The following is a 15865-nucleotide window of genomic DNA, read 5'->3' as shown; positions in this document are numbered from 1 at the left end:
AGTTATAGCGACTTTAAGTTTTTATAAATAGTTTGACTAATATTTTCTATTGATTGATTACCATCAATTTCTAATGTAGGAATGTTTCTCCCTTTAATGTAATCAATTGCAGGTATTGTTTGAGTTATAAACTCATCTATTCTAGTTAAGACCGTATTTTGGTCAGCATCATCTTTTCTGTTCTCTTGTTTAGCTCTTATTTTGGCTCTTTCTAACAATACTTCTTTAGGTACTTTTAAAAATATTACAAAATCTATAGAATTATTATCTTTTTCTAAGACATTAATTAAGTGTTCTGCCTGCTTAGTATTTCTAGGATATCCGTCAAATAAAAAATTCTTTTTATTATCACTATTTTTATAAACTTTTTCAAGAATCTTCATTACTAATTCATCAGGAACTAATAAGCCTTTATTACTATATTCGGAAGCTTTTAAACCTAAGTCAGTTTTTTGAGACTTTTCAGCTCTTAATACATCTCCAGTTGAAAGATGAGTTAAACCAAAGTTATTAATTATTGTCTTAGACTGTGTACCCTTTCCAGCAAGAGGAGGTCCGAAAATAATGATATTCATAAAATTAAATTCCTGTATAGTTAGATGGTGTAATTGCTTTTAATTCATTTTTTATTTCAGAAGAAACTTCTAAAGTATCAATAAAGTTAGCAATTGATTGTTGTGTTATTTTTTCATTGGTACGTGTTAAGCCTTTTAATGCTTCATATGGATTTGGATAGGCTTCTCGACGTAAAATAGTTTGAATTGCTTCAGCAACTACAGCCCAATTGTTTTCTAAATCTTCAGCAAACTTAGCTTCATTTAGTAATAACTTGTTCAATCCTTTTAAAGTTGACGCAAAACCAATTAATGTATGCCCAAAAGGAACTCCTACATTACGTAAAACAGTACTGTCTGTTAAATCACGTTGCAACCTTGAAACAGGTAATTTTGCTGATAAATGTTCAAAAATAGCATTTGCAATACCTAAATTACCTTCTGAATTTTCAAAATCAATTGGGTTAACTTTATGTGGCATTGCTGAAGATCCTACTTCTCCTTTTTTAATTTTTTGTTTAAAATAATCGTTTGATACATAGGTCCACACATCACGATCTAAATCAATTAAAACTGTATTTATACGTTTTAAACCATCATATAAAGCAGCCATATGATCATAATGCTCAATTTGTGTTGTTGGAAATGAATGGTGTAAACCTAAAATTTCTTCAACGAAATGAGTTCCAAAATTTTTCCAATCGATATCAGGGTATGCTACTTTGTGTGCATTGAAATTACCAGTTGCACCACCAAATTTTGCTGCATGTGGTGTGTGTTGTATATGTATTGCCTGATTGTTAATACGCTCTACAAATACAAAAAATTCTTTACCTAAACGAGTAGGAGAGGCAGGTTGCCCATGCGTACGAGCTAACATTGGTATTTGATCCCATTCTTCAGATAAATCTGCTAATTTACATACCAAAGTATCTAATGTTGGATAATAAACTTCATTCATCGCATCTTTAATAGATAGTGGAATGGCAGTATTATTTATATCCTGAGATGTTAATCCGAAATGGATAAACTCTTTATATTTATTCAAGCTTAGTTTATCAAATTTTTCTTTAATAAAATATTCAACAGCTTTTACATCATGATTTGTAACTGCTTCGATATCTTTTATTTTCTGAGCATCGTCAGATGAAAAAGAAGTGTAGATTTCACGTAAATTAGAATATAAATCTTTATTGAAGTCAGTTAACTGAGGTAAAGGAATTTCACATAAAGCAATAAAATACTCTATTTCTACTTTTACTCTGTATTTAATTAAGGCTTCTTCAGAAAAATAATTAGCTAAATCCGCAACTTTATTACGGTACCTACCATCAATAGGAGAGATGGCATTTAATTGTGTTAAGTTCATTTTTTGTTGTTGTGTTGTAAGGGACAAAAATAGAAAATACTTATTTTATTTAGCGGATATCTGAAAGGAATTTAACGATAAACTTTTCGTTTTAAGATTTTAAGAGCTCCTCTCTTTTCTAACAATTTAATAACTCGTATTACTGTTTCTACTCGTAAACCTAAAGTGTCGGCAATTTGTTGGCGGGTATATTCTACTTTAAAAGTAAAATCACCTTTTATTTTATACACATCGTTTTTTAAATAATCGAAAAAACGTAAAACTCTATGAGCTGGTTCTTGACTAGAAATTTCTGAGGCTATAATTGCTTTGTAATATAAACGTTTAGCTAAACTTTGCGTTATTTTTAAATGAGTTTCAGGGTTTTCTTGCAATAACTTAAATAAATCTTTTTTAGAAATTATTAAAATTTCAGATTCAGATATTGCTTCAGCATTTGCAGGATATTTTACATCTATAAATAGGGGAGGTTCTCCAAAACTTTGTTCTTTGTAAAATATACCTTGAATAAACTCTTTTCCATCTTCATTATAATTATTCATTTTAACAGCCCCATTACTAATTTGAAAATAGTAATGAGCCGTTTCATTTTCAGAGAAAATAATATCTCCTTTTTTGTAGATTTTATATTGAGCGTTGTAGCTAAGTAAAAGTTCTTTAGGTATCATTATGATTTAAGTCATAAATTGCAACAGCATAAAGATATACTTTTGCGGCTTATTAATATATAGTTTTTGATGAATAGAAAAGAAATAGAAAATAGAGATGATGTATATTTATTAGTATCAACTTTTTATGATAAAATTAAAGAAGATGATTTTATAGGCCATATATTTTTAAAAGCGATCCCTAATGAGACTTGGGAGAGTCATTTACAAAAGTTGACCGATTTTTGGGAAACTAACCTTTTCTTTGTTCGTAAGTTTAAAGGGAATCCTATGAAAGCTCACAAAGATCTTGATAGCAATTTTAACCATAGTATTTCTCAAGAACATTTTGGCAGGTGGCTTCAATTATGGTTTGAAACTATTGACAATCTTTTTATAGGAACCAAAGCACACGAAGCTAAAGAAAGAGCACGAAATATTGCTTCCATGCTCTTTTTTAAAATGTTTGAAGCTAAACCTAAAGTATAAGTTGATAAATAATTAATAAAATATTCCCTAATATATTAATTATAAATGCCCAAGCTACCGTTTTAAATGCTCGTTGACTTATTGCTATTGCATTAGCTCCCATAGCAGAAATACAAGTAAATGCTAAAGGAAGGATATTTACTTCTCCATGTACAGCTAATGCAGCTGAGAAGGAAGCTATCATAGTACCAATCATTATTAAAATAACTGAAATACCAATAGCGTTTTCTTTTTCTTGCGCTATTTTTTTGTTTATAATGCTTATTAAATTGAAGTTTAAAGATGCATTTATTGAATTACTTACTGTTAAATGTTTTGTTGTACTCATGCCTAATAATATTTACTACAAAATTAGTAGCCAAACATTAATTAATTTATGACCCAAATCATAAATGAAAAGTTATTAGATTAATTTAATTGAATAGATATTTTTATATTCACAGATTAAAATAATTTTTGTGGAATCATTAACTCTCGTATATATAGTTTTAGCAATTTTAGTAAGTGTTACTATTGCTTTTTTTCAATATTTTTATAAAACGAAAAAAACACCTAAAATTCACGTTTTACTATTCTTTTTAAAAGCTTTAAGCTTGTTTCTGTTAATTTTATTGCTAATTAACCCAAAAATAGAAACCATTGAAATTGAAAATAAGAAACCAATTTTATCTGTTTTAGTAGATAATTCTCTTTCTGTAAAATATTTTAAAGAAGAGACTGCAATAACTACTATTTTAAAAGATATAGAAGAAAACAAAAATGTACAAGATAAATTTAATGTTCAATTATTTTCTTTTGGAAAAACAACTACTGTACTTGATAGTTTATCTTTTTTAGAAACTCAAACTGATATTTCACAAGCGATTGAATCTGTTAATCAATTAAATAAAGATGCGAATAACGCTACTATTTTAATTAGTGATGGTAATCAAACAAATGGAGATGATTATGAGTATACAAACACTAAAAATAGCATTTATCCAATTGTTATAGGAGATACAACAAGATATCAAGATTTAGAAATTTCACAGTTAAATGTTAACAAGTATAGTTATATAAAAAATAAGTTTCCTGTAGAAGTATTATTGTACTACCAAGGAAAAGGAAATGTAAATTCTGTTTTTACAATTACGCATAAAGGAAAAAGAGTATTTTCAAAGAAATTACAGTTTTCTTCGTCAAATCCATCACAAACAGTTTCTACGAATCTATTATCAGGAGAAAAAGGCTTGCAATATTATTCGGCATCAATTCGTAAAATTGAAAATGAAAAAAATATAAAAAATAATTATAAAAACTTTTCAGTTGAAATACTAGATGAGCAAACAAAAGTGCTAATTGTTAGTTCTTTTTTACATCCTGATTTAGGTGCTATAAAAAAATCTATAGAAAGTAATAAACAACGTAAAGCTGATATTGCTTTAGTAAGTAATAAAAATATTAATATTGCTGATTATCAATTTTTTGTATTGTATCAGCCTAATAGTTATTTTAAAAATATTTTAGAAAAAATACCTTCAAATTATTTGTTAGTTTCTGGAACTAAAACTGATTGGAACTTTATAAATTCTCAAGAACTAGGAATTAGAAAACAAGCAATTAATCAAATAGAAGAGTATGCTGCCATTTATAATGATAATTTTCTAACTTTTTTACAAAAAGATATAGGTTTTAATGAATTTCCGCCTTTAAGAGATAAATTTGGAGAAGTTATATTGAATAACAAATCACAAAATTTATTGTACCAAAAATATGCAGGAGTTGAAACGCAGCAGCCTTTATTAACTACCATTGAAAATAATGAGGAGAAATATGCAGTTCTATTTGGTGAAGGAATTTGGAAATGGAGAGCTGCAAGTTTTTTAAAAGATCAGTCTTTTGAAGAATTTGACTCGTTTTTAGGAAGTTTAGTACAATATTTAGCATCAAACAAAAAAAGAAAAAGATTAGAGGTTAACGCAGAACGATTGTATCCTGCTAATACACCCGTTTCTATTACAGCTTTTTATGTTGATAAAAATTTTAAGTTTGATAATAGAGCTGCATTGCAATTAACGATTACAAATGAAAAAAATAAAGAGAAAAAGACAGTTCCTTTTTCATTAGTAAGTAATTCATACCAAGTATCTGTTGAAGGTTTATCTTCGGGAGACTATACTTATAAAGTATCTGTTAATAATCAAAATATAAGTAGTTACGGAAAGTTTAAAGTTACCGATTATCAAGTTGAACAGCAATTTACAAATGCAAATTATAAAAAACTTAATTCTTTAGCATTAAAGACAAATGGTAAATTGTTTCATGCCAATAAAGTCAATGATTTGTTGGAAGAATTATCAGTAAATAAATCATATTTTACAACACAGAAATCTATTACCAAAAAGCAAAATTTAATTAATTGGAAATGGGCTTTATTTTTAATTATAGCATTGTTATCTATAGAATGGTTTATTAGAAAATACTATGGTAAAATATAAAAAACAAATAGAGTTTAATAGGTTTACTAAACCTAATTATTGAAATTTGTAGTAAAATAAAATATATGAAATTTCACACTAGAAAATGGGTAAAACCAGAAGATTTAAATCCAAATGGAACTTTGTTTGGTGGTCGTTTATTACAATGGATTGATGAAGAAGTTGCTTTATATGCTATTATTCAATTAGAAATTCCAAAAACAGTAACTAAGTTTATGTCGGAAATAGACTTTGTAAGTTCTGCAAAGCAAGGAGACATTATAGAAATAGGTATAGAAGTTGTAAAGTTTGGAAGATCATCTATTACTTTAAATTGCGAAGTACGTAATAAGATTACGCAGAAAACTATTATTGCTATTGATAAAATAATTATGGTTAGTTTAGATGAAGAAGGCACTCCTGTTGCTCATGGAAAAACAAAAATAGAATACGCAAAAGACAGATTAAAAAAATAACTTTTTTAATTCTTTATATTTAGTTCTACCAACAGGTAAAATCTCTCCATTATTCAATTCAATGGAATATTTACTTCCAGTTTGTACAATGATTTCTTTAATTTCAGTAATTTTTACTAAATAAGATTTATGGATACGCTGAAAAGATTCAGGTAATAATTGAGAAAGTTTTTCTAAAGATTTATCGTGTAATTCTTTTTGTTCGTTGGTCAAGAAAACTTCAGTATATACACCAGCTCCTTTAATATATCTTACATTTTTGATATCTATTAATTGAACTCCTGTACGTTTTTTAATAGCTAAATATTGCAAGTTTTCAGTAGTAACTTCTTCTTTTTTTATAATTCTATTGAAAGCTTGTTCTAATCTGTTTTTATTAAAAGGTTTAGGAACAAAATCTAAAACACCATGCTCAAAGGCTGTTAAAGCTTGATGTTTATTTGCAGATATAATAATAGTGTGAAAAGCTTCAGAAACACTGTTTTGTAAAACCTCAAAACCACTTTCACCATTAAGGTTTAAATCTAGTAATAATAAGTCTAGTTTGTTATTTTGAATATATTCAATGCCTTCAGCCAAAGAATGTACACAGGTTAATTCTTGAAGTGTGTTTAAAAAGAATTCTTTAGTCATACGTTCAATTCTTTTAGCGATGCGAGCTTCATCTTCAATAATTAAAATTTTCATAGGCTAATTTAAAATTGTAATTACATTCTTCCATCCATCTTTTGTCGATTCTGAACTAAAATGCCAACGGTTTTTATAACTTTCGGTTAATCGAGCTTTTATATATTTAAAACCAGTTCCGTCAGCTCTTTCTTTTTGTAAATTCCTAACTTTAGCAAAAGTAATAAAGGTGTAGCTTTGTTGTTGTTCATTGGTTTTTACAACTAATTTAAAACGTATTGAGTTATTTTTAAGAGGCAAACAATGTGTAATACTATTTTCTAATAGAGTATGAATAACTGCTGGCGGAATCTTCTGAGAATCATCATTTAAAACACCTTCATCTTCCCAAACGTAATCAATCTCCTTTCTGTATTTCATAATGTTTAAGTGACTCTTACAAAGTTTTATTTCTTGAGAGATAGGAATTAATGTTTCATTTTCTACTTGATTTAATAAATCAAACTCATCAGCTAAAGCTTCAATAAATTCTACTCCTTTATCTGGAGCTTCTTCAACCCAATCAATCAAAGAAGTTAAGGTGTTCATTAAAAAATGAGGTTGTATTTTCTTTTTTAATAACTCATATTTTAATCTTGTAGATTCAGCTATAGAATGCTCAAAAGCTAATCTTTGCTCTTTTAATTTTACAGATAATAAGTAGAACATACACAAAGAAATAATACCAAAACTTACAAACAAACTAACGTCGTAAATGGAGATTTTATATACAGTAAAACTGAGTAATAGTCCAATTAGTACCACTATAGCAGCTTTTTGTTTTTTGTATATAGCATAGCATATAATTAAAGTAGAAGATAACCACATCATTTGGGCTAAATATAAGGCTGTATAATCGAATGAATGTGAATAAAAATTATAGATCCAAATTTGGAATATGGCATAAGCTAAGAAAAACCATTTACGATAAACAAAAGAAAACTGTACAGCGAAATAATAGGGAACTAAAAACGATATGAGTAAAGTTAATATACCAATAGCCTTTAAACGTAAGATAAAATCAGAATAATGAATAGGGATGTAAAATTTTATATACTCTAAAATAATTAAGAGGAAAAATAAAAAACTAGACAAACTAAATAACAACATTGTATATTGTTTTCTATCATTTATATATAAAAAGAAATAGTAAATAGTTGCAAGTAAAAAAGCTCCCGCTAAAATATTTATGTAGATGGTATCTTTTAATTTATTAGTAATTAGTTCTTTATAATTATATACAGATATGTAAATTCCACGTGGTGATTCCTTTTCATATAATTGAGACATTCTTAAGGCAATAGTATGATTTCCAGCATTAAGTAAGTTATTTGGGATTAGAAAGGTTTCCGTTGTTCCACCTGTTTTTTTATTGTTAAATTCATTTCCAGGCTGTCCATTTCGTCCTATTAAGACACCATCCCAAAATACTTCATAAGCTCCAAAAGTATGTATGTTTAAACCCGTTTTTTGTAATGAATCTGGAGCTTTAACTGTTTTAAGTATTTTTCTAGCCCAAAAAATACTATCTCCTTCAGGAATAGTCTTCTTTATACTCCAATTACTATCATTAAAATCCTTTAAAGCCCAAGAAGAGTTGTCTCCAGTTTTGTACAATGTTTTGGAGCTATTTTCGTGAATTTTAAGAAAAGCCTTGTCTCGTTTTATTTCATTTTTACATGAAACAAGTAGTAGTATAAAAGATATGTAAAGTATTTTATTCATGAATACTATTTTATTATGGTAAAAGTAAATGAAATAAAAGTGTTTTTAGAGCAGTTTACAAATGGTTAGAGCAGTTTACATAATTTTAAATATAAGAATACGATTTTGTGTTGATTTTTGATGAAAATTAAAACTCAAAAAATATGAAAACATTTATAAACCTATTAATCTGTTTGCTTTTTAGTATTTCAGTATTGGCACAGAAACAATCTAGTAATGGAAAAATTTCAGGTAAAATTGTAGATAGTTCAAAAGAAACATTACCGTATGCAACAGTTGTTTTAAAAGACGCTTCTAAACAAATTTTAGAAGGTGTTGTTACCGATGAAGAAGGATTATTTACTTTTTCTAAGATACTTATAGGAGATTATAACTTAGAAATTCAATATATAGGTTTTGAAACCATTGAAAGAAAAATTAAAATAACTAAAGAACAAAGAATTGTAAGTTTAGGTAGCATAATATTAAAAGAGAATACAAAAACACTTGATGAAATAGTGGTAAAGGCAGAAACATCAGAAGTCTCTTTAAAATTGGGAAAGAAAGTGTTCAGAGTTGGTAAAGATATTACTTCACAAAGTGGTTCAGCAACAGATGTATTAAGTAATGTGCCATCAGTAAATGTCAGCCCTACAGGAACGGTAAGTTTACGTGGAAACGCTAATGTACAAGTAATGATAAACGGAAGACGTTCAGCATTAACACAATCGCAAGCATTAGAACAATTATCCGCAGATGTTATTGAAAGTATAGAGGTTATTACAAATCCATCAGCAAAATATGATGCTTCAGGTTCAGCAGGTATTATTAACATAATACTTAAAAAGAATAGAAAAACAGGGTTAAATGGTCAAGTACGTTTAGTATCAGGTGTTCCAGATGATTTTAGAGCTATTGGAAATTTAAATTATAAAGCAAATAAATTTAATTTTTTCACCAACATAGGAATTAGATATACAGATTATGAAGGAGAATATTTTAAACAACAAACAACTACAGAAAATAATATCACAACTTTTTTAAATCAAAGAGAAGATGAAGATAGACATGATGATGGACAACTATTTTATTTTGGTACAGATTATTATATAAATGATAAAAATACAATTACAGTAGCTTATTATAGAAATGAAACAGAAGATACAGATGTAACAAATTTATTTTATGATTTTTCTAACTCAGGAGTTTTATCACAATCGTTACAAACTATAGGTAATTCTAAAGAAGAAAGAGATTATAACCAATTAGAAGCAAATTACACGAAAACATTTGCTAAAAAAGGTCAGAAATTAACAATAGATTTTCAATATGATTTTTGGAACAGTGAAAAAGATTGGCATTTACAAACGGATGAAAAATTTCCTACAACATCTATTGCTCAAACAACCATTCAAACAAAAGGAAAGGGAAGTACAGATGATATTGTAATTCAAACAGATTTTAAAACACCAATAAATAAACAATCTAATTTTGAAATAGGAGCAAAGTTTGAAAATAGAAAAATAACAAATGAATTCTTAGCTGAAGAATTAATTAATGGACAGTTTGAGGTAATTGATAATATAAATAATCAATTAAATTATAAAGAAAAAATAATGTCGGGTTATGCACAATTAAATTCTAAAAAGGGAAAAATTAGTTACCAAGTAGGATTAAGATTAGAAAATACAAGTATTGATATACAAGCATCAGAAACAACATTAAACTTAAAAAATAATTATACAAATTTATTTCCATCAGCTACATTAGGATATGAGTTTAAAGAAAACTTTAGTGGACAAATAAATTATAGTAAACGTATTAGTCGACCATCATTATGGCAATTAAATCCTTTTTTTCAATTAAAAGATTTTACATCTAGATTTACAGGAAATCCAGCATTAAATCCATCATATACAGATGCTATTGAATTATCTCTTATTTACAGAGGAAATAAATTTAGATTAAATCCTTCTATTTATTATTCAGGTACCAATGATGTATTTCAATATGAAACAAAACAAAATAATGAAGGCATTTTTATTCAATCACCTATAAACTTAGATAATGAAAAGCGATATGGAGCTGAGTTATCTGCGTCATACAATCCATTAAAATGGTTAAGGTTTTCGGGAGATTTTAATATGTACGCTTTTAAACAAAAAGGAATACTTAATAATAAAGTTGCAGATTTTTCAAACAATACTTGGTTTACAAATTTCACAATGAATATTAGACCAACTAAAACCATACGGCTTCAAACAAGAATTTTTCATCAAGGAGAAGAAAGTAATGCACAAACAAAGACAAAACCTATAACCAATTTAAATTTTGGATTACAAAAAAGTTTGTTCAATAATAAAGGAAGTTTAATCTTTAATATTTACAATGTACTTGATACAAGAAGGTCAAGAGAACAAATTACAGGCGATAATTTTTCAATCTATCAAGATAGAAGTAGAAATGCACAAAGATTTTCATTGAGTTTTGTATATAAGTTTAACCAAAAACCATCTGATAAAAATAGAAATGCAAAAAGAAGTAATAGAAATTAAAAAGAGTAATTTATAATTATTACAGCAGCCTGTATTATTTTTTAATACAGGTTGTTCTATATATAGACGTATTTCAATTTATTAAAAGCAGTTAAAAAAAGAAAATATTATTTTTTTTTAATAGCTTTGCATATAATCTTATAAGATTGATTTGAAAAATATTAGTATCATAATATTAACGCTTTTATTGTTTGTACCACCAGTACAAGCACATGCGGATGCTATTATTTTTGAAGACGATTTAACTGAGGCACATATTGATGTAATAGATAGTACACATCATGATTCTCATCATGAAAATGATACAGAAGAAGAGAAAAGTAAAGAGCATCATCATCACTGTATTTCTCTTGGTATATCTAATGCTATTATTACAAAAGAATTTAATTATTTATTTGTAAAACCATTACAAGTAAAAAAGAAAATACTTTTTCGTAAACATTTAAATGCATCTAACTTTTTAGATGAACTTTTTCAGCCTCCACGGGTTTAATTCTACATTTTAAATTTTAACAGTTTATAATTCTTGTCTACACAAGAATTACATGTTGTTATACCGATAACTTTCAAAGTTAATTCGGGATATATCATATTAAAATAGAATTAAATACATGAAAAATGTTAGATAATATCATAAAATTTTCAATTAAAAATAAATTGATTATTGGAGCTTTGGTATTCGCATTAATTGGATGGGGATTATATTCCTTAAAACAATTACCAATTGATGCAGTACCGGATATAACCAACAATCAGGTGCAAATAATAACATCAGCACCATCACAGTCAGCCCAAGACATTGAGCGCTTAGTTACTTTTCCAATAGAAATGACAATGTCGAGTATTCCAAATATAGAAGAAATACGATCTTTTTCTCGATTTGGTTTAAGTGTAGTAACAGTCGTTTTTAAAGATAAAGTAGATATTTATTGGGCACGTCAACAAATAAGTGAACGCTTAGTTGAAGCAAAGAATCAAGTACCAGAAGGAGTAGGAACTCCAGAAATGGCGCCGGTAACAACTGGATTAGGAGAAATATATCAATATACTTTATATGCTAAAAATGGATTTGAAAAGCTGTACCCAATAATGGAATTACGTTCCATTCAAGATTGGATAGTTCGTCGACAACTACTAGGAATAGAAGGAGTAGCAGATGTAAGTAGCTTTGGAGGTTTTTTAAAACAATATGAAGTAGCCATCCAACCAGAGAGGTTGCAATCATTAAATGTAAGTATTAATGAAGTTTTTAAAGCTTTAGAAAATAACAACCAAAATACTGGAGGAGCCTACATAGATAAAAATCCTAAAGCCTATTTTATTCGAAGTCAAGGGTTAATAAAAACACCTGAGGATATAAGAAATATAGTAGTAAAAAATACTGAAAATGGCACACCTATTTTAATTAAAGACATAGGAAAAGTACAATTAGGACATGCAGTTCGTTATGGAGCAATGACAAGAAATGCCGATGGAGAAGTAGTTGGAGGAATTGTAATGATGCTAAAAGGAGCAAATTCATCAAAGGTAATTAAAGATGTAAAAGAACGAATAGTTCAAATAGAAAAAAGCTTACCAGAAGGTGTCGCAATAAGGCCATTTTTAGATAGAACAAAATTAGTAGATAAAGCTATTAAAACAGTAGCAACAAATCTTGTAGAAGGAGCATTAATTGTAATTTTTATACTAGTATTACTATTAGGAAATTTAAGAGCGGGGTTAATTGTAGCATCAGTAATTCCATTAGCAATGCTATTTGCTATAAGCTTAATGAACGTTTTTGGCGTTTCTGGTAACCTAATGAGTTTAGGAGCTATAGATTTTGGAATTATTGTAGATGGCTCTGTAATAATTGTAGAAGCTACTTTGCATTATTTAGGATTGAAAAAGTCAGGAGTAAAGCTTTCACAAGAAGAAATGGATGAAGAAGTATATAATTCTGCATCAAAAATTAGAACCAGTGCAGCTTTTGGAGAAATCATTATTCTAATTGTGTATTTACCAATTTTAGCATTAGTAGGTATAGAAGGAAAAATGTTTAAACCTATGGCTATGACAGTAAGTTTTGCAATTTTAGGAGCTTTCCTTTTGTCGTTAAGCTACGTACCTATGATGAGTGCATTGTTTCTTAAAAAGACCATTAACAATAAGAAGAATATTTCCGATAAAATTATTGAAACAATACAAAGAGGGTATACACCTTTGTTAGAATTTGTACTTGGTAATCAAAAGAAAGTTGTTGTTGGAGCCATATTAATTTTTGGATTGAGTCTGTTTACTTTTTCAAAAATGGGATCAGAATTTATACCATCATTAGATGAAGGAGATTTAGCAGTACAAACCATTGTTTCTACAGGGAGTTCATTATCCTATACAGTAGAAGTTTCTAATAAATCATCAGAATTATTACTGAAAGAATTTCCAGATGAAATAGAGCAAATAGTAAGTAGAATAGGTTCCTCAGAAATACCTACAGATCCAATGCCAATTGAAGCTTCAGATATTATAATTATTTTAAAAGATAAGGATAAGTGGACAAAAGCAGAAACTAAAAATGAGTTGACTACTAAAATGCAAAAAATATTAGAAGACAATATGTTGGGGGTTTCATTTGGATTTCAACAACCTATTCAAATGCGTTTTAATGAGTTAATGACAGGAGCAAGGCAAGATGTAGTTTTAAAAATTTATGGAGAAGATTTAGATAAATTAGTAAAATATGGAAATGAACTGAGTAAGATTATTCCAAAAGTTGAAGGAGCAGAAGATTTGTATGTAGAGAAAATGACAGGGCTTAAGCAAATTGTAATAGATTATAATAGAAGCCAATTAGCGTATTATGGATTAAATATATCTGATGTAAATACAGCTATAAATGCAGCATTTGCAGGTCAAAATGCAGGTTCTGTTTATGAAGGTGAAAAGCGTTTTGATTTAGTAGTTCGCTTAGCAAAAAAGAATAGAGCTAATATAGAAGATATCCGTAAACTATATATAACAACGCCAAACGGAGCTCAAATACCGCTAGCAAATGTAGCCAATGTTGATTTTAAAACAGGACCAAATCAAATACAACGTGATGATGCTAAACGTAGAATTACTGTAGGGTTTAATGTACGTGGACGTGATGTTGCCAGTATTGTTGCTGAATTAAAGCAGAAAGTAAATAATGAAATCCAATTTGATCCAGGGTACTATATTACATACGGAGGAACGTTTAAAAATTTAGAAGAAGCCCGCGCTCGTCTTGGAATAGCAGTACCAGTAGCTTTATTATTAATATTTCTATTATTATACATAACGTTTAAATCAATAAAGCAAAGTATTTTAATTTTTACAGCAATTCCAATGTCAGCAATAGGAGGAATATTTGCGTTGTGGTTACGAGATATGCCATTTTCAATATCAGCAGGAATTGGGTTTATAGCCTTATTTGGTGTAGCTGTATTAAATGGTATTGTATTGATTGCCGAGTTTAATCGTTTAAAAAAAGAAGGCATAACTAATTTAAAAGAAATAGTTAAAAAAGGAACATCAATTCGTTTAAGACCAGTAATTATGACAGCAGCCGTAGCATCTTTAGGTTTTTTACCAATGGCAATTTCATCATCGGCAGGAGCAGAAGTTCAAAAGCCTTTGGCTACAGTGGTTATAGGAGGTTTAATATCTGCAACTTTATTAACATTATTAATTTTACCAGTATTATATATGCTGTTTGAAACTGTTAAAACAAAGAAAGAAATTCTTTCAAAAAGTATTACAGTTCTTGTTTTTCTTTTTAGTATTTCAGTAGCACAAGCGCAAGAAATGCCGAGGAAATTATCAGAGAAAGAAGTAATAAATTTAGCTTTAAAGAAAGATGTTTTATTAAAAAAGGCAGCTTTAAATATAGAGAAAAAAGAAACTTTAGTTTCAGGAGCTATTATTATAAAACCAACATCGGTACAATATCAAGATGTAGGAGTTGCACCTGGATTATCAGAAAAAGAATGGGCTATAAATCAAAATTTTGGATCAATACTATCTCACATACAGAGAAAAAAGTTAGCAAAATCTAAAGTAGTTTTAGCAAATTCTTTAAGAGATATTTCAAAAAAAGAAACTCAAAGGAAAGTAAAGAAGCTATACCAACAGTGGAATTATTTATTTGGATTGATCTCTTTAATGGAAGAACAGCAAGAAAATACGAGCCAGATAAAGAATATAGCAGAAAAGCTATATAAATCAGGAGAAATTGGAGGTTTAGAAAATGATTTAACTGCCATACAATCTTTAGGAGTTCAATCTCAAAAAAGTAAAGTATATAAAGATTTCCTTAAAGTGGAAAATGAGTTAAAAGAATTATTGCAATTAAAGGAAGCTATAATTCCAGTGAGTAAATTTCCAAATAAAAAGGAAGTTTTAATAATCAAAGATACACTTTCAGAAACCTTTTTAAAGGCCTTAGAAAAAAGTAATATAGTTGCAGAAAGAAGTGTGCTAGCAATAAAATCAACTTATTTTCCAGAATTAAAAGCAGGAATTATTAATAGAAAAACAGGAGGTAATAATGACTATACAGGATTTAATATAGGTTTAAATATTCCATTATCTTTTTGGTCAAATAATGCTAAAATTAAGCAACAAAAGATAATTAAAGAAGAAGTAGCATTTGAAAATGAATCTAAAAGAATAGCAATTCAAAATAATTTTAAAAGCTTACAAAATCAAATTAAGTATTTAAAAAGCGAACTGTTAAGTATAGATAAAACGAAAAAACAAGCGGAAAAATTTATTAAAAAGTTGGAATTAGCATATAAATCTGGAGAGATAGATGCATATCAATATAATCAAAGTTTTAATGCATATTTTCAGGTAATGCAAAATTATTTATCACTAATAAATAATTACAATCAAACTGTAATAGCTTACGAGTTTTATACAGAAAATAGGAATTAACATATAGACTT

General features: G+C 28.0%; 12 protein-coding genes. 6 read left to right on the top strand and 6 right to left on the bottom strand.

The genetic code is table 11. The features are described 5' to 3' along the window. Positions 1 to 2: 2 nt before the first annotated feature. The 3 genes from Q0881_RS15920 to Q0881_RS15910 all read right to left on the bottom strand — a co-directional run bounded on the left by Q0881_RS15920 (position 3) and on the right by Q0881_RS15910 (position 2591). Positions 3 to 575, bottom strand: a complete 573-nt coding sequence (locus Q0881_RS15920; RefSeq protein WP_299162429.1) for an adenylate kinase — start codon at positions 573 to 575, stop codon at positions 3 to 5. A 4-nt stretch (positions 576 to 579) separates the two neighbouring features. Continuing rightward, positions 580 to 1923 (bottom strand): adenylosuccinate lyase, encoded by a 1344-nt coding sequence (purB, locus tag Q0881_RS15915; RefSeq protein WP_299162426.1) that lies wholly within the window; start codon positions 1921 to 1923, stop codon positions 580 to 582. Positions 1924 to 1994: 71 nt separating this feature from the next. Next, complete coding sequence (locus Q0881_RS15910) at positions 1995 to 2591, bottom strand: Crp/Fnr family transcriptional regulator (RefSeq protein ID WP_299162423.1); 597 nt, start codon at positions 2589 to 2591, stop codon at positions 1995 to 1997. 69 nt (positions 2592 to 2660) lie between these two features. Between Q0881_RS15910 and Q0881_RS15905 the strand changes: the two genes are divergently transcribed. Beyond that, entirely contained in the window at positions 2661 to 3059 is a 399-nt protein-coding gene (locus Q0881_RS15905; RefSeq protein WP_299162420.1) for a group III truncated hemoglobin, read from the top strand. On the opposite strand, the gene Q0881_RS15900 is transcribed toward Q0881_RS15905, so the two are convergent. Continuing rightward, positions 3049 to 3387, bottom strand: a complete 339-nt coding sequence (locus tag Q0881_RS15900; RefSeq protein ID WP_299162418.1) for a hypothetical protein — start codon at positions 3385 to 3387, stop codon at positions 3049 to 3051. The two genes, Q0881_RS15905 and Q0881_RS15900, sit on opposite strands and share 11 nt — an antisense overlap. Positions 3388 to 3517: 130 nt before the next feature. Here Q0881_RS15900 and Q0881_RS15895 point away from each other — a divergent pair, with 130 nt between their 5' ends. Both Q0881_RS15895 and Q0881_RS15890 read left to right on the top strand, forming a co-directional pair. Next, entirely contained in the window at positions 3518 to 5536 is a 2019-nt protein-coding gene (locus Q0881_RS15895) for a VWA domain-containing protein (RefSeq protein WP_299162416.1), read from the top strand. Positions 5537 to 5601: 65 nt separating this feature from the next. After that, on the top strand, positions 5602 to 5991 hold the full coding sequence (locus Q0881_RS15890; protein WP_299162414.1) for a hotdog domain-containing protein: 390 nt from the start codon (positions 5602 to 5604) through the stop codon (positions 5989 to 5991). Here Q0881_RS15890 and Q0881_RS15885 read toward each other — a convergent pair. Together Q0881_RS15885 and Q0881_RS15880 are read right to left on the bottom strand one after the other, a co-directional pair. After that, entirely contained in the window at positions 5980 to 6678 is a 699-nt protein-coding gene (locus tag Q0881_RS15885; protein WP_299162411.1) for a LytTR family DNA-binding domain-containing protein, read from the bottom strand. The genes Q0881_RS15890 and Q0881_RS15885 overlap by 12 nt on opposite strands. Before the next feature lie 3 nt (positions 6679 to 6681). Next, positions 6682 to 8382: a sensor histidine kinase gene (locus tag Q0881_RS15880; protein WP_299162408.1), complete on the bottom strand. Its 1701-nt coding sequence runs from the start codon at positions 8380 to 8382 to the stop codon at positions 6682 to 6684. A gap of 143 nt (positions 8383 to 8525) precedes the next feature. Here Q0881_RS15880 and Q0881_RS15875 point away from each other — a divergent pair, with 143 nt between their 5' ends. The 3 genes from Q0881_RS15875 to Q0881_RS15865 all read left to right on the top strand — a co-directional run bounded on the left by Q0881_RS15875 (position 8526) and on the right by Q0881_RS15865 (position 15854). Next, complete coding sequence (locus tag Q0881_RS15875; RefSeq protein WP_299162406.1) at positions 8526 to 10916, top strand: outer membrane beta-barrel family protein; 2391 nt, start codon at positions 8526 to 8528, stop codon at positions 10914 to 10916. Positions 10917 to 11067: 151 nt separating this feature from the next. Next, complete coding sequence (locus Q0881_RS15870; RefSeq protein ID WP_299162404.1) at positions 11068 to 11409, top strand: hypothetical protein; 342 nt, start codon at positions 11068 to 11070, stop codon at positions 11407 to 11409. Between the two features lie 125 nt (positions 11410 to 11534). Further along, a complete protein-coding gene (locus Q0881_RS15865) occupies positions 11535 to 15854 on the top strand; it encodes a CusA/CzcA family heavy metal efflux RND transporter (protein ID WP_299162402.1) in 4320 nt (1439 codons plus the stop codon). The last annotated feature ends 11 nt before the right edge of the window (positions 15855 to 15865 follow it).

The organism is uncultured Tenacibaculum sp., from assembly GCF_947494125.1.
GTDB lineage: Bacteria > Bacteroidota > Bacteroidia > Flavobacteriales > Flavobacteriaceae > Polaribacter.
The sequence above is the reverse complement of the archived record's forward strand: the minus strand, read 5'-3'. Positions and strand labels throughout refer to the sequence as shown.

Bases quoted from the DNA above. Each gene is read 5' to 3' on its own strand.
- Q0881_RS15875 (WP_299162406.1), top strand. From the start codon at position 8,526: ATGAAAACATTTATAAACCTATTAATCTGTTTGCTTTTTAGTATTTCA.
- Q0881_RS15900 (WP_299162418.1), bottom strand. From the start codon at position 3,387: ATGAGTACAACAAAACATTTAACAGTAAGTAATTCAATAAATGCATCT.
- Q0881_RS15865 (WP_299162402.1), top strand. From the start codon at position 11,535: ATGTTAGATAATATCATAAAATTTTCAATTAAAAATAAATTGATTATT.
- Q0881_RS15920 (WP_299162429.1), bottom strand. From the start codon at position 575: ATGAATATCATTATTTTCGGACCTCCTCTTGCTGGAAAGGGTACACAG.
- Q0881_RS15880 (WP_299162408.1), bottom strand. From the start codon at position 8,382: ATGAATAAAATACTTTACATATCTTTTATACTACTACTTGTTTCATGT.
- Q0881_RS15910 (WP_299162423.1), bottom strand. From the start codon at position 2,591: ATGATACCTAAAGAACTTTTACTTAGCTACAACGCTCAATATAAAATC.
- Q0881_RS15905 (WP_299162420.1), top strand. From the start codon at position 2,661: ATGAATAGAAAAGAAATAGAAAATAGAGATGATGTATATTTATTAGTA.
- Q0881_RS15890 (WP_299162414.1), top strand. From the start codon at position 5,602: ATGAAATTTCACACTAGAAAATGGGTAAAACCAGAAGATTTAAATCCA.
- Q0881_RS15885 (WP_299162411.1), bottom strand. From the start codon at position 6,678: ATGAAAATTTTAATTATTGAAGATGAAGCTCGCATCGCTAAAAGAATT.
- purB (WP_299162426.1), bottom strand. From the start codon at position 1,923: ATGAACTTAACACAATTAAATGCCATCTCTCCTATTGATGGTAGGTAC.